Origin of the sequence: Chelonobacter oris, assembly GCF_000772535.1 — a bacterium.
Taxonomy (GTDB): Bacteria; Pseudomonadota; Gammaproteobacteria; order Enterobacterales; family Pasteurellaceae; genus Chelonobacter; species Chelonobacter oris.
Genome location: NZ_JSUM01000001.1, coordinates 43,005 through 58,223, shown reverse-complemented (window position 1 = coordinate 58,223; position 15,219 = coordinate 43,005). Strand labels below are relative to the sequence as shown.

Below are 15,219 nucleotides of genomic sequence, written 5' to 3'. Positions count from 1 at the left end.
GTATTTTAAATCACATCATCATTTACTTTATGCGGGCTTTATGAAACGCAATGATCACTTCCCGTACAATTTTGCGTTGTGCCGGCGGCAAACTTAAATACACCTCAAAAACCGCTTGTTCCTGAAAACTTGCCGCACTTTCCCAATAATATTTTGCCGGCGTTTTTCTTTTTTCATTCTCTTCCAGTTTGCGCAATGTGGAATCGTAAACCAGTTCCGTCAAATCGACTTTCAACCACGTTGACAACGCCCTTAATTTATCTAAAGACGGAATCGCCTCACCGCGTAACCATTTCGCTACCCCGTGTAAACTGAGCCCTTTGCCGTAATAACGCAAGTTAAACTCACGCTCCAAAATCACGGCTTTAGGTTCATAGCCGTTGGCAATTAAGGCGCGCTTTAAGTTTTCCGAAAATCGTTCTTTCTCATTCATCTCGTTAAATTATCATTACCCGTTGACAGTTACGCAAGCAAGGGGTGGAAATCATGACGATTCAGGTAGTATCTAAGCGGAGAGTGGCTGACCACGGCGAAGTTCTAACCCACCCCAAAGAAGTCAATGCCATGTTAGACTTAGTTACGCATGAAACCCAACGCATTGATTCCCGTTTTTTAGAACCGGCGTGCGGTACAGGGAATTTTCTGGCGGAAATTCTATGTCGTAAATTCTATGTCGTAAATTACAGGTCGTGGCGGAACGTTATCGCAAATCCCAATCGGATTATGAGCGTTTTGCAGTGTTGGCGGTCAGCAGCCTTTATGGCGTTGAACTGTTACAAGACAACGTTGATCATTGCCGCAAACGCTTGCTCAAGCTTGTAGAATCCCAATATTTTCGCTTATTCGGCTACCACGGCCGCAATTGCAAACGGTTTTTGAAATCGGTCGACTATATTTTATCGTGCAATATTTTGCATGGTAATGCGCTGACACTGCGGAGGGTTGCCGATGATCAGCCGATTATCTTTTCCGAATGGTCGCTTGTCGGCGTGAATTCATTGAAACGGCGTGATTTTGTTTATGACAATCTCGTACAACGTACCGAATCCCACACCGTGCGGCGTGCGCCCGATTCCATCGACGATGTATTTATCCCCAAACCGATAAAAGACTATCCGTTAATTCATTTCTTGGAGGTGGCAAATGGCGGAATCGATTAATTACAATCCCGATGTATTGAACTGCCTTGCCAATTTGTCCAACGATGAAGTCTTTACGCCGCCGGAGCCGGAGTTGGCGAACCGCATGTTGGATCTGCTGCCGCCGAGCCTTTGGCAAGATCCGAACGCCACATTTCTGGATCCGGCGTGTAAATCCGGCGTGTTTTTGCGTGAAATCGCCAAACGGTTAATCGAAGGCTTAAAACCGCACTTTCCCGATCTGCAAGTGCGGTTGAATCATATTTTCCGACATCAGCTGTACGGCATTGCCATCACTGAAATGACCGGCTTGCTTGCCCGCCGCAGCGTGTATTGTGCCAAACGTGCCGACGGCGAATATTCGCTTTGCACCGAATTTGAGGACGAGCAAGGCAATATTGTCTACACACCGGCAGAACACCATTGGCAAAACGGAAAGTGCAAAACCTGCGGCGCCACGGAAAACGTCTATCTGCGGGAAAACCATTTTGAAAACCACGCCTATGGTTTTATCCACCACAATACCACGCCGAAATTGGCGACAATAAAACACATGAAATTTGATGTCATTATTACTAATCCACCGTATCAATTAAGTGACGGCGGTGCGCAAGCCAGTGCATCGCCGATTTACCATAAATTCGTAGAACAAGCGAAAAAACTCAATCCGCGCTATTTAGTCATGATTACGCCGTCACGCTGGTTTGCCGGCGGAAAAGGGTTGGATACGTTTAGAGCGAATATGCTGGCGGATAAACGGATTAAGGAAATTCATGATTACCCAAATGCCGCAGATTGTTTTCCCGGTGTCGTAATCGAAGGCGGCGTCAATTATTTTCTTTGGCAGAAAGATTATTGCGGCGATTGCTTGGTCTCAACCTATGAAAATCATCAATGTGTTTCTCAAATGCGGCGTCCGATAAAAGAAAAAGGCGTTGATATTTTTATTCGTCAAAATGAAGGTGTTGCCGTTTTGCATAAAATTAAAAAACTTAATGAAAAAAGTTTTAGTAGCATCGTAAGCTCACAAAAACCGTTTGGATTCAGGACGTTTTTTAAAGGAAAACCCAATCCATTTTCCGAATCAGTAAAAATCTTTGCCAATAGAAATGTCGGTTATGTTGCCAGAGCGGCTATTTCCAGAAATCCATCATGGATTGATCAGCATAAAGTAATTGTTCCTTATGCTGTTGGTTCGGGCGATTCCAAAACAGATTTGGTGAAACCAATTTATTCCGAACCAAATAGTTGTTGTTCTGAAACTTATTTAGTTATTGGTCCATTCTCTGATCAAAAAACTTGTATGAATGTTATTTCATATATCAAAACAAAATTTTTCCATTTTATGCTCGGATTAAAAAAGAATACTCAACATACCACCCAAAAAGTCTATCAATTCGTCCCAATGCAAGACTTTTCCAAAGCGTGGACAGATGCCGAGCTGTATAAAAATATGGTTTAAGTGAAGACGAAATCGCCTTTATCGAATCGATGATTCGCCCAATGGAGTTGAGCAATGAATAATCCCTTTTTTCCCGTTAAATCCGCCCCGAATTTATGCCTATTCCGACAGCCGTTTCCCCGGCTGTTTAAAAGTGGGGTATACCACCAAACGTGTTCAAGAGCGGATCAAAGAGCAATATCCCGTTTTGTTACCGCAGCAATCTTACCGCATTGAATTAGACGAAATCGCCGTGCGCAACAACGGTGAGCTGTTTACCGATAAAGACGTGCATAAGGTCTTGAAAAAACACCATATCGAACGTAAAAACGGCGAATGGTTCGCTTGCGATTTGAATGCCGTCAAAGCCGCATTATGGGAAGTCAAAACCGGCAAGAAAAACAAACAGAAACGCACGCTGTCGTTTGCCATGCGGCCGGAGCAGCAAGCCGCCGTGGAAAAAGCCAAAACCTATTTTGAACGTTATCAATCCGACCCGAAAAATCAGGGCAAAACACCGCACTTTTTGTGGAACGCCAAAATGCGTTTCGGCAAAACCTTTGCCGCCTACCAATTGGCAAAACAAATGGGCTGGCAAAAGATTTTGATTATGACGTTTAAACCTGCGGTACAAAGCGCATGGCAGGAAGATTTGCAAAGCATGTGGATTTTCAGGATTGGCAGTTTGTGGTGCGTGAAGGCGAATTGCGTTATCAGGATTGCGACAAAAGCAAGCTGCTGGTCTGTTTCGGCTCATTCCAAGATTTTTTGGGCAAAAATAAAGCCGGCGGCATCAAAGAGCAGAACGAATGGCTGCATACCATCAACTGGGATTGCGTGATTTTTGATGAATATCACTACGGCGCTTGGCGTGAAAACGCCAAAGATTTGTTTGCCGCGGAAGAGAAACGTGAGCTGGCGTTTGCCGAAGGCGAAGCCGCCGACTATTTCGACGAAGACAATTTGCCGATCACCACCAATCATTACCTCTACTTATCCGGCACGCCTTTTCGGGCGATTACCTCCGGTGAGTTTATCGAAGAACAGATTTTCAACTGGACCTATTCCGACGAACAAAAAGCGAAAATCGCTTGGAAAGGAGACGATAATCCGTACCGCACGTTGCCGCGCATGGTGATGATGACCTATCAATTGCCGGACAGTATTCATGATGTTGCGCTGAAAGGGGAATTTAACGAATTTGATTTGAACGCCTTTTTCTCTGCGCAAGGTGAGGGCGATCATGCGACCTTTACTTATCAAGAGGAAGTGCAAAAATGGCTGGATTTAATCCGCAATGCCTTGCCGGAAACCACGACGGACACGCTGAAACTCGGCACACAAAAACCGCCGATGCCGTTTTCCCACGTGGAGTTATTAGACAGTTTGTTGCATACCTTTTGGTTTTTGCCGACGGTCGCTTCTTGTTATGCGATGCGCAATCTGTTGAAACAAAAACAAAATCAGTTTTATGCCGGTTATCAAGTGATTGTCGCCGCAGGCGCTGAAGCCGGTATCGGCGTTGATGCGCTACCGCCGGTGAAAAACGCCATGGGCAATGCGCTGGAAAGTAAAACCATCACCTTGTCTTGCGGCAAATTAACCACCGGTGTTTCGGTGCCGCCGTGGACAGGCATTTTTATGCTGCGCAACGCCTCCAGTCCGGAAACCTATTTTCAGGCGGCGTTCCGTGTGCAAACGCCTTGGGTCTTGCGCGGACACGATGCCAATGATCCCAACCATGAATTAATCGTTAAGCATGAATGTTATATTTTTGATTTCGCACCGGATCGCGCATTACGCCAAATCAGCGATTATAGCTACCGCTTGAATGTCGACGAAACCAGCCCCGAAATCAAAGTGGCGGAATTTATCCGTTTTTTAGCGGTGCTTGCCTATGACGGCAGTTCAATGAAGCAAATCGACGCCGCCGGCGTATTGGACATGGCGATGAGCGGCACGACGGCAACGTTATTGGCTCGACGTTGGGAAAGTGCGCTGTTGGTCAATGTCGATAATGATACCTTACAACGCTTAATGCAAAATGAAACCACACTAGAGGCGTTAATGAATATCGAAGGTTTCCGTTCATTAAACCAAGATATCGAAACCATCATCAATAAATCGGAATCGGTGAAAAAAACCAAGCAGGAAGCCAACGAGCGGGATTTGACAAAAGAGGAGAAAAAACAGTTAAGCGAAGAAGAAAAAGAGTACAAATCGTTACGCAAACAGATTCAGGAAAAGTTGATTAAGTTTGCCACCCGCATTCCTGTTTTTATGTATTTGACCGACTACCGTGAACATTGTTTAAAAGATGTCATCACGCAGCTTGAACCGGCATTATTCAAAAAAGTGACGGGATTGTCGCAACGGGATTTTGAGTTGTTGGTCGGCTTAAATGTGTTTAACAGCGCATTGATGAATGATGCGGTCTATAAATTCAAACGTTATGAAGATTCCAGTTTGGAATACGCCGGCATATTAAAACATCAAGAAGCGCAAATCGGCTTGTATGATACCAGCATCAGCCGGCTGGATTACCAACTGTATCACCGCTAAACCGGTTACGCCGCTCGGGCAATCGCCCGACGCTTAAACCCGCCGACGGTTCAAGCCGTCACCGCACTTTGTTTAACGCTGCAAAAACAAAGTGCGGTTTTTTGTTTAATTTTATGCCGACACTCCCCCAATCACCGCACTTTAAGGTAAAATCTCTCAAAACTAACGGACGACAGCTGTTGCTTTCAGTAAAAGGAGAAATTAATGAAACAATCGATGCGCCATACACAAATCGTCGACTTGGTCACGCAACGGGGGTATATCAGCACCGAAGAGCTGGTGGCGGTGTTTGATGTCACCTCACAAACCATTCGGCGCGATTTGAACGAGCTGGCGGAACAAAATCTGATACGCCGCCATCACGGTGGCGCAGCCTCGCCGTCAAGCACCGAAAACAGCGATTATCAGGAACGGAAATTCTTTTTTTCCAAAGAAAAACAGGCGATTGCCAAGCAGGTCGCCGCCCTGATTCCGAACGGCGCCTCGCTGTTTATCGATATCGGCACCACACCGGAAGCCGTTGCCTATGCCTTGCTGGAACATCAAAATCTGCAAATCGTCACCAATAATTTAAACGCCGCCCATATTTTGATGAAAAAAGCCGATTTCAATATCACCATTGCCGGCGGCAATTTGCGTGAAGACGGCGGCATGATCGGCGAAGCAACCGTGGATTTTATTTCCCAATTCCGCCTCGATTACGGCATTTTAGGCATCAGCGCCATTGACGAAGACGGCACACTGCTGGATTATGATTTTCACGAGGTGCAGGTCAAACGGGCATTGATTAACAGTTCGCGCAAAGTCTTGCTGCCAATCGATCACTCCAAATTTAACCGTCGGGCAATTGTACGGCTGGGCGCTATTCAGGATCTGGACGTGGTGTTGACCGACCAAGAACCGCATGAAAAAATTATCCGCCTGCTGCAACAAAGCGGTGTACAACTGGAGATTTGCTGCGAATCATGATTTTAGAAAAATTTAGCGATATTTATCAGCGTGCCGCCGCCCGCAAAGGCGGCGAAACGCAACTGGAAGCGGCATTATGCCGTATAAAAACCACTCGGGAGCTGCTTGCCGTGCCGGATCACCGTTGGTTGTCGGAAATGACACGCAAGATTTTCCAATGCGGCATCGTCTGGAAAGTGGTGAATAAAAAATGGGATAACTTCGAACAGGTTTTCTGGGGCTTCGACATTGAGAAACTGCTGATGATGCCGGACGAACTGTGGGAAAAGAAAGCGCAGGATCCGGGAATTATCCGTTATTGGCCGAAAGTGGCAACCATCAAATACAACGCACAGATGATCTATCAAGCAAATCTGGACGGCGGATTTTCCAAGTTGATTGCCGAATGGCCGGGTGAGGATATTACCGCACTTTGGCAATATTTGAAGAAAAACGGCAAACGGTTGGGCGGCAATACCGGCGCTTACAGCCTGAGAGCGGTCGGCAAAGATACGTTTTTATTGACCCACGATGTAGAAGCCTATTTGCGCAATCACCACTTGATTGACGGCGGCATTCAAACCCAACGCACCTTTGCCGCCGCACAGCAGATTTTTCAGGAATGGCAACGGCAATCCGGCCGCCCACTGGCGCATATCAGCCAGATTGTCGCATTCAGTATGGGGGAATAAGCATACCGTATGTCCGCCGACACCGCACTTTGATAGCTAAACTTGCCTTTTAAGCCAAGCAAAGTGCGGTCGGCTCGCAACGGTTAGGCTTCGCTCACGACACGCGGGAACAGAATGTTGTTTTCCAAATGGATATGCAGCATTAAATCATCGATAAACGCATTAATTCCGCGATATAAGGCACGCCAAGTATTACAGGCGTCTGCCGGTGGGGTAACATTATCGGTGATCGATTTCAATACCTCTACTTGTTGTCCGGCATCGTCATGCTCATGTTCCATCACCTGAATCGGCATTCTTGCCATCGCATATTGTCCGGCTTGAATCATCGGGAACAGAATTTGCTCTTCTTTCTGCATATGCAGGCTCAGTTCGGCATAAATCTCTTTTAACACCGCAGAAGCCCCCATCGGGCAATCTTGTCGCTCACCATGCACGTTCTCGACTTTTTCCGCCATCAAAATCAGTTCCGGCAATTGTTCACGGTGGCGCTGATGATAGCGGGCGATAATATGTGCAATCATCTCCGAATACGCCGCCTGTGTCCAATCCTGCTCTTGTCCGCTTTGTTGCCGTCCTTCCAGCGCTGCCAGCCGTTTTTCAATCGCCGCCAAATCCAGATTTTTCAGCTTGGCTGCAAAGCCCAACGTATTGGCTCCGCCACAGCAAAAATCCAGATCATATTCACGGAACAGTTTGGTTGCGCCCGGAACGGTAATCGCCAATTCGCTCAATTTTTTCTCTTGATATGACATAATTTCCTCGTGCTACTCGTTAGGTTGTGTAAGAACTAAAGCTTGAGTTAAATAGTAGGTTATTTAGCCGTTAAAATCTGTATTTTTAATCTATCTTTTGATCTGTATCAAGCCGAATACCTTGAATTAGGTAGCATAACCGCTCTTGCCGCCCTCGCCATTAATCGGCTGCCAAAGCCTGTTCGTTAGCAGAACCGACATCAAAACCCGACCGCCAAGAAAATTTTTTGCTAAAAGAGTTGCTTTTATTGAAGTGATGTTGTAATTAATTAGAACAATAAATTTAATATCACAACATCAATCACAACATCAAAAACAAGGAAATCATATGCAAAACGTCGGTTTTATCGGTTGGCGCGGAATGGTCGGTTCCGTTTTAATGGATCGTATGCAGCAAGAGCAAGATTTTGCCCATATTAACCCGGTGTATTTCACCACCTCGCAAGCCGGGCAAAAAGCGCCTGAATTTGGCGGCAAAGACAGCGGCGTGTTGCAAGATGCTTATGATATCGAAGCCCTGAAAAAACTGGATATTATCGTCACCTGCCAAGGCGGCGACTACACTAACGAGGTCTATGCCAAACTGCGTGCGACCGGCTGGGACGGGTACTGGATTGACGCCGCTTCCGCCCTACGCATGGAAGACGATGCGATTATCGTACTGGATCCGGTCAACGAACACGTTATCCGCGACGGCTTGGCAAAAGGCGTGAAAACCTATGTCGGCGGCAACTGCACCGTCAGCCTGATGTTGATGGCGCTGGGCGGCTTGTTCGAACATGATTTGGTCGAATGGATTTCCGTTGCGACTTATCAAGCGGCAAGCGGCGCCGGTGCGAAAAATATGCGTGAATTATTGGTACAAATGGGCGAACTGCGTGATGTGGTAAAAACCGATTTGGATAACCCGGCATCTTCTATTCTGGAGATCGAAAGAGCGGTTACCGATAAAATGCGCGGCGATTTGCCGACCGAAAATTTCGGCGCACCGCTTGCTGGCAGTTTAATTCCGTGGATCGACAAACTGTTGGACAGCGGACAAACCAAAGAAGAGTGGAAAGGTTATGCCGAAACCAATAAAATTCTGGGCTTGTCCGACAGTCCGGTTCCGATTGACGGGCTGTGCGTGCGCATCGGGGCGCTGCGCTGCCACAGTCAGGCATTCACCATCAAAATGAAAAAAGATCTGCCGCTGGCAGAGATTGAACAAATCCTCGCCTCACACAACGAATGGGTAAAAGTCATTCCGAATGAAAAAGAAGCCACCTTGCGTGAATTGACCCCGACCAAAGTGACCGGCACATTGAGCGTTCCGGTCGGCCGTCTGCGCAAACTGAATATGGGGCCTGAATATCTGGCGGCATTCACGGTCGGCGATCAATTGTTATGGGGTGCGGCAGAGCCGTTACGCCGTATTTTGCGCTTATTGATCGCATAATTTTCAGACAAAATGGTGAATAGAAAGTGCGGTTTTGGTAGGTTCAAAACCGCACTTTACATTGGTTTTTTTATCATTTTCACTCGAAATCCTGTCGTGTAAGCAGTAAACTGCATCAAAAAAATAAAAGGCAAGGAAATCAAATGGAACGAGAACCGCACTTTGGTCGGTTTGCATTAAAAACGCTGAAACCGTTTGCCGAACAATTTCCGCTGCACTATCTCGACGGGCAACGGCGCTGCCGAATTGCCTACCGCTTCTTTGAGCATACGCAACAACAGCCGCGCAAGCTGATGTTGTTGGTCAGCGGTCGTGGGGAAAACCTGTTGAAATGGACAGAAATCGCCTACGATTTTTATCGACAGGGTTATGACGTCTTAACCTTTGACCACCGTGGACAGGGCTATTCACAGCGGCTGCTGCCCGATCCGGACAAAGGCTATATCGACCGTTTTGATTATTATCTCGACGATTTGGATGCCGTGCTGCACAGTGTCAACCAACGGCATGATTACCAACAGCAAGTCATTCTGGCACATTCGATGGGCGGTCTGATCGCCACGCTGTATCTGGCAAAATATCCGCACAAGATCGATAAATTGATACTCAATGCGCCGTTATTTGCCCTGCCGCTGAAAAATCCGTGTTTGGATCCGTTAATCGTGCATTTAATGGTGTTGCTCGGGCAAGATCAACGTTATGTTTTCGGTCGAAATGCCTATAAACCGATCAACCCGGAAGACAACGAATTAAGCTGTTGCAAAAGCCGCATGATGTGGACCAACCGTATAAACCGCCGCTTCCCGGCGCTTCACTTGGGCGGCCCGACTTTCCGCTGGGCGCACCAATGCTTCAACCAGTTTAAAAAACTGCCGCGTGCAATCGGTAAAATTACGATTCCGGTGATGCTGCTGCAAGCGGAAAAAGAGGTGATCGTCTCCAATCGCCAAATCGAAAAATATGCGGCGCTGTTCACACATTTACAGCATGAAATCATTGATCACGCCAAACATGAAATCCTGTTTGAGCGTGACGGCATTCGCCAATCGGCACTGGATAAAATTCATGCTTTTTTGGTCGCTTAATATCAATAATTATCGCTTTTTCGGTCAATCGGCGGAAGAAAGCAACAACATCGCCCCTAATGCACACAAAATCAGCCCGATCACCCGATTAACATAGATCTGCCGGCTTAACAGACCGGTGCGAATACGCGGTGTGGACAACATTACTGCAACCATGCCGAACCACAGCAAATGCGCCGCCGACATAAACACACCGTAGCCGAGTTGCACCGTCAATGGGGTTTTCGGATTGATGATTTGGCTGAAAGTGCTGAGCACAAATAACGTTGTTTTCGGGTTGAGCGCATTAGTGACAAAACCATTTTTAAATGCCTGTTTATCAGGCAAGACCGCACTTTCAGCAGTTAAATTCGACATCAATACACGATGGCGGAAGGTGCTGATGCCGATGTAAATCAAGTATAACGCCCCGAAAACTTTTACCAGATTAAACAACCACGGCGATTGCAACAATAATACGCTGACGCCGAGCAAGGTGTAACCGACGTGTACCCAAACCGCACTTGCAATGCCTAGGGCAGTGATCACGCCCGCCCGTTTGCCGTATAAATAACTGTTGCGCGTGACCATGGCGAAATCACCGCCGGGACTGATGACCGCCAAAACCGTAATCGTTATTACTGCCAGTAATTCATTCATACTCAAACTATTTTTCATTCAAAAATGTTGTGCTTAGTCCTGATGTTAAATAGTTTTACAGGAAAATAAAATCGAAATGTTTTGACAAAGAAGTGAGATTTTGGAATAGATTAAAAACCTGCCGCTTAATGCGCTGAAATGGCTTATCCCACATCTTTGCATTTCCGGCTTGGCTGAAAACGGAAACGGCGGCAAGTGCGGTTTGAGATGTACAATAAACTCAACAAAAGTTGAACTTTTCAACAAAAAAACCGTCTAAATTATCGTCCGTACTGTAATGCCGATCGTGCCTGAAATTTTGAACTTGGTTCGATTTGTGGTATAAGTACACTTCGTTGTGTGAAATGCAACGCCCTATATTGAAAGAGAGAAGGAATATAATGACCAAAGATATGCAAATGATGCTTGTCCCTCAAGGCAGCCTCGAAGGGTATATTCGGGCGGCTAACCAATACCCGATGCTGACCGCAGAGGAAGAGAAGGAGTTGGCGGAGCGTTTGTATTACCAACAGGATTTAGAGGCAGCGAAAGAATTGATTCTGTCGCACCTGCGCTTCGTGATCCATGTTGCGCGCGGTTATTCCGGCTACGGCTTGCCGCAAGCGGATCTGATTCAGGAAGGCAATATCGGCTTGATGAAAGCGGTTCGCCGTTTCAACCCCGAAGTCGGTGTGCGTCTGGTTTCTTTTGCGGTGCATTGGGTGAAAGCAGAAATTCACGAATATGTGTTGCGCAACTGGCGGATTGTCAAAGTTGCTACCACCAAAGCACAACGCAAACTGTTCTTTAACCTGCGCAAAACCAAACAGCGTTTCGGTTGGTTTAACGAAAGCGAAGTGGCGATGGTCGCCGATGAATTGGGTGTTTCCGTTGCCGATGTGAAAGAGATGGAATCACGCATGAGCGGGCATGACATGGCGTTTGATTTGCCGACCGACGATGCGGAAGAAAGCTATAGCCCGGCGCTGTATCTGGAGGACAAAAGCTCTGATTTCGCCGCTGATCTGGAAGATGAGAACTACGACAATCAGGCGAGCGAACAATTAAATGAAGCCTTGTCCGCACTTGATGAACGCAGCCTGGATATTATCCGCTCACGCTGGTTGGACGATGAAAAAGCGACCCTGCAAGATTTGGCGGCAAAATACAATATTTCTGCCGAACGTGTGCGCCAACTGGAAAACAATGCGCTGAAAAAACTGAAAGGTGCAGTGAGTTTCTAACGCTCATCGGCTCATGCCCTGTCCGTACACGGATAGGAAACCGATAATGAGAAAAACCGAATTCTGTTCACAGCGGAATTCGGTTTTTACTTAGCCCGGCATTTTACGCTTATTGCGGATAAATCCTGTCTCGATACTGTTTAATCCATTCCAGCGGCACATTCTGTTCTTTCAACGTCACCATAAAATTCATTGCCGGCGTTACATGTCGAAAAATTTGTTGATAGGCAAGGCAAAAATAGTTATGCCGCTCGCCGTATTGATTACTGATAAAACGATGTTTCGGACAACCGCCATAACACAACGCTTTCCATTCGCATTCGTTACACGCTCGGTTTAAATCCGCTTTTTGTGCCGAAAGTGCGGCTGATTGCCGCTCAATATCCGCTTCGGATAAGGTGGTGATATTGCCCAATTTATAATCCGGATAAACAAAGTGATCGCAAGCATACACATCGCCGTTAGCCTCCAGTGCCAGATTTTCACCGCCGCAATGTTGGCGGTAGATACACATTAATGCTTCGACACCGCAAAAACGGGCAAAAATAGATTCAAACAATTGAACCGAAATTTTGCCGATATCCTTCTCTAACCACTCGTCAAACAGCGTCTTTATAAAGTCGGCATACTGTTCGGCACCGACGGAGAAATCGGTAGTCAGCGGTATAATACTGCCGGCACTTAGCCAAGCGGGTTTAAAGTTTTGATCCAGCCCACGGGTTTCCACCACCGGAATAAACTGCATATGGCGACTGCCCAGCTGTTTAAGAAAAGTATAAACCCGTAACGGATAAGCGGCGTTGATATTGTTAATCACCGTCAGGGTATTAAACGCCACTTGATGCGCTTTCAACAGCTCGATAGCCTGTTTTACCTGTCGGAATGTGCCTTTTCCGCTGTTACTGATTCGATAGCGATCATGCAGCTCTTCATCGCCGTCGATGGAAATGCCGATTAAAATCCGGTTATGCCTGAAAAACTCAGCCCATTTGGCATTAATCAATATGCCGTTGGTCTGAATCGCATTATGCACCGTTTTATGATACTGCGCAGCAAAACGGCTCTGAATGCGGATCACCTCCTCAAAAAAGGCAAGCCCCGCCATCAGCGGCTCGCCGCCTTGCCAAGTAAAATAGACGTCTTTTTCTTCACTTTGCGCAATATGCTGCCGAATAAACACGCTTGCAGTCTGCACCGACATCGACAGCGAGGCATTATCGTGCGGCATAAACTGTTCTTTTTCAAGATAAAAGCAATAATCACACTTAATGTTACATTTAAAACTGGTCGGTTTCAGCATAAAGCTCAGCATAATACCCTCGTAAAAATCAAACGCCCAAAACGGGAAGAAAGTTTGACCTTTCTTCCCTGTATGCCGCGCTATTCTGTTGCTTTCAATAAATCCTGATATTTCGGCAAGTTATTTTCCGTATTCGGTTTTTTCGCCGCCAGCAAATATTCATTCATTTTCCCTTTCAGACGTTTGACCACCTCAGGGTTCTGTTTAGAAAGCTCTGTGGTTTCGCCGACATCTTCGGTTTTGAACAATTCCGTTTTTTCATCACCGATATAGTAGTGTAATGTCCATTCGTTATCACGTACCGTCCAAGTGAATTTAGACAGTTTTTCCATATACGGATTTTTCGGATAATCATCGGATTTACCGGTAACATATTTATCGTAATTGTGCCAGAACGGAATATTGATCGGATCCCAATGGAATGCTTTCGGCTGCGCCCAATACAAGTATTGATGCGGCTCACCGCTGTCTTTACCGTCTAAAAACGGCAACAGATTTTTACCGTCGAGTGTTTTTTCCAGTTTTTCAGGAATCGGTATACCGGCGGCGGCAAGTGCGGTCGGCATAAAGTCGGTCGCCGACACCATCTTGTCATACACTTTGCCGTCAAAACGATCCGGCCAGTTCAGGAACATAGCGGTATGCACCCCGCCTTGCTGGGTTTCTCCTTTATAACCTTTGAAAACACCGTTCATCGGCTGTGGCGAATCAATCACCGCACCATTGTCGGACGTGAAGAAAATCAGCGTGTTTTTGTCTTTACCCTGCGCTTTCAATTCCGCCAGAATACGCTTAACGCCCTGATCTACCGCATAGACCGACGCATAATAGTTATCCACTTCATGATTGCCGGTATTGAAAATTTGATATTTTTGCGGGGCATCTTGTTCCAAAGGAATGTGCGGAGCATTGTATGCCAAATAGATAAACGCCGGTTTGTCGCCCGCTTCACGCAAACGCTGAATGGTTTTATCGGTCAATTCATCGGTGATATAATCGGTAGCCGCAATCCGTTCCCGGTTTTCGAACAGCGACGGGGAACGGTAATAGGAAGCGCCGGAACCATGGAAACCGTAGAAATAATCAAATCCGCGATTTTGCGGCTGAAACGGCTCATCGCAGTAAGTGGTAAAATTATCATGGTAGTCGCGGGTTTGCTGTTCCTTCGGAATCGGCACATTGGTGATCCGACACAAATGCCATTTGCCAATCGCCGAGGTTTCATAGCCGTGGTTTTGCAATAACTCCGCCAGGAATGTTTCATCGACAGAAATGCCGTCTTGCGCATCGTCATTACTGTAAATGCCGTAACGCGCCGGGAAACGGGAAGTCATCATCGATGCACGGGAAGGACCGCTCACCCCGTGTGCTACGAATCCCTGCGTCAGCTTCACCCCGTCTTGTTGTAACGATTTCAGAGTCGGTGTTGCACTTTTTGCCGCTTCAATCGCTTTATCCAACGCCACCTGATAACGTTCCGGAATGGCATTCTGTTTTAGAATATCCTGATTATAGGCGGCTTCATCATAGTTTAGCTGCCCATAACCCAAATCATCCACCGAAACCAAAATAATGGTCGGTTTGTCTTTCAACGTATATTCAGTCGGGGTAAAAGCCTGATTAAACGCCACATTTGTTGCCGTTCCCTTATCTTTTACATCCGCCGCCTGTACTGCACCGGTTATGCTTGTAGCCAACGTCGCTGCAATCACAACAGAAAGTTTACTTCGCTTAAGCATTGTACTCTCCTTATTGTCCGGCTTTCTCAAGCCAATTGTTTCTCGACTAGAAATAAGTCAAGATAAAGAGTACGCTTGCCGATTTTCATTGGCAATAAACAAATCCGAAAAATTAGAGAAACATCACAAACAATAGGTATTTCACCTAAATTCAGCATAATTATTCAGTATAAATCGCAAATAATACGCTTTTTTATGACAAATCGATCTTAAAAGCGGAGAAAAAGAATCAGGAAAATCTTGTTATTTTTTATTGTG

12 protein-coding genes and 1 pseudogene are annotated in these 15,219 nt (G+C 46.3%); 8 read left to right on the top strand and 5 right to left on the bottom strand.

All coding sequences use genetic code 11. The features are described from left to right. Positions 1-22: 22 nt before the first annotated feature. Positions 23-433, bottom strand: a complete 411-nt coding sequence (locus tag OA57_RS00295; protein ID WP_034611916.1) for a helix-turn-helix domain-containing protein — start codon at positions 431-433, stop codon at positions 23-25. Between the two features lie 256 nt (positions 434-689). Here OA57_RS00295 and OA57_RS00290 point away from each other — a divergent pair, with 256 nt between their 5' ends. The 5 genes and pseudogenes from OA57_RS00290 to OA57_RS00270 all read left to right on the top strand — a co-directional run bounded on the left by OA57_RS00290 (position 690) and on the right by OA57_RS00270 (position 6,782). Beyond that, the gene (locus OA57_RS00290; protein WP_200883576.1) at positions 690-1,160 is read left to right on the top strand and encodes an SAM-dependent DNA methyltransferase; all 471 of its coding nucleotides are present in this window, start codon (positions 690-692) and stop codon (positions 1,158-1,160) included. Further along, complete coding sequence (locus tag OA57_RS00285) at positions 1,144-2,601, top strand: Eco57I restriction-modification methylase domain-containing protein (protein ID WP_235424610.1); 1,458 nt, start codon at positions 1,144-1,146, stop codon at positions 2,599-2,601. The genes OA57_RS00290 and OA57_RS00285 overlap by 17 nt, the downstream gene beginning before the upstream one ends. Before the next feature lie 58 nt (positions 2,602-2,659). Further along, positions 2,660-5,142: pseudogene (locus OA57_RS00280) on the top strand (DEAD/DEAH box helicase). Positions 5,143-5,346: 204 nt separating this feature from the next. Then, entirely contained in the window at positions 5,347-6,111 is a 765-nt protein-coding gene (locus OA57_RS00275; protein ID WP_034611915.1) for a DeoR/GlpR family transcriptional regulator, read from the top strand. Next, positions 6,108-6,782 carry a DNA-3-methyladenine glycosylase I gene (locus tag OA57_RS00270; RefSeq protein WP_034611913.1) on the top strand — a complete coding sequence of 225 codons (675 nt, stop codon included), beginning with the start codon at positions 6,108-6,110 and terminating at the stop codon, positions 6,780-6,782. The genes OA57_RS00275 and OA57_RS00270 overlap by 4 nt, the downstream gene beginning before the upstream one ends. Positions 6,783-6,865: 83 nt before the next feature. On the opposite strand, the gene ytfE is transcribed toward OA57_RS00270, so the two are convergent. Further along, positions 6,866-7,537, bottom strand: a complete 672-nt coding sequence (ytfE, locus tag OA57_RS00265) for an iron-sulfur cluster repair protein YtfE (RefSeq protein WP_034611912.1) — start codon at positions 7,535-7,537, stop codon at positions 6,866-6,868. Between the two features lie 328 nt (positions 7,538-7,865). On the opposite strand from ytfE, the gene asd reads away from it, so the two are divergent. Continuing rightward, positions 7,866-8,975, top strand: coding sequence for an aspartate-semialdehyde dehydrogenase (gene asd / locus OA57_RS00260; RefSeq protein WP_034611910.1), 1,110 nt, complete (start codon positions 7,866-7,868; stop codon positions 8,973-8,975). Positions 8,976-9,118: 143 nt separating this feature from the next. Further along, positions 9,119-10,060, top strand: coding sequence for an alpha/beta fold hydrolase (locus tag OA57_RS00255; protein WP_034611908.1), 942 nt, complete (start codon positions 9,119-9,121; stop codon positions 10,058-10,060). A gap of 24 nt (positions 10,061-10,084) precedes the next feature. Here the strand turns inward: OA57_RS00255 and OA57_RS00250 are convergent, their stop codons facing one another. Then, on the bottom strand, positions 10,085-10,717 hold the full coding sequence (locus tag OA57_RS00250; RefSeq protein ID WP_235424608.1) for a LysE family translocator: 633 nt from the start codon (positions 10,715-10,717) through the stop codon (positions 10,085-10,087). A 362-nt stretch (positions 10,718-11,079) separates the two neighbouring features. On the opposite strand from OA57_RS00250, the gene rpoH reads away from it, so the two are divergent. Then, the gene (gene rpoH / locus OA57_RS00245; protein ID WP_034611904.1) at positions 11,080-11,922 is read left to right on the top strand and encodes an RNA polymerase sigma factor RpoH; all 843 of its coding nucleotides are present in this window, start codon (positions 11,080-11,082) and stop codon (positions 11,920-11,922) included. A 109-nt stretch (positions 11,923-12,031) separates the two neighbouring features. Here the strand turns inward: rpoH and OA57_RS00240 are convergent, their stop codons facing one another. Both OA57_RS00240 and OA57_RS00235 read right to left on the bottom strand, forming a co-directional pair. Beyond that, entirely contained in the window at positions 12,032-13,222 is a 1,191-nt protein-coding gene (locus OA57_RS00240) for an anaerobic sulfatase maturase (protein WP_034612083.1), read from the bottom strand. Positions 13,223-13,302: 80 nt separating this feature from the next. After that, positions 13,303-14,961 (bottom strand): sulfatase family protein, encoded by a 1,659-nt coding sequence (locus tag OA57_RS00235; protein ID WP_034611903.1) that lies wholly within the window; start codon positions 14,959-14,961, stop codon positions 13,303-13,305. Between the last annotated feature and the right edge of the window lie 258 nt (positions 14,962-15,219).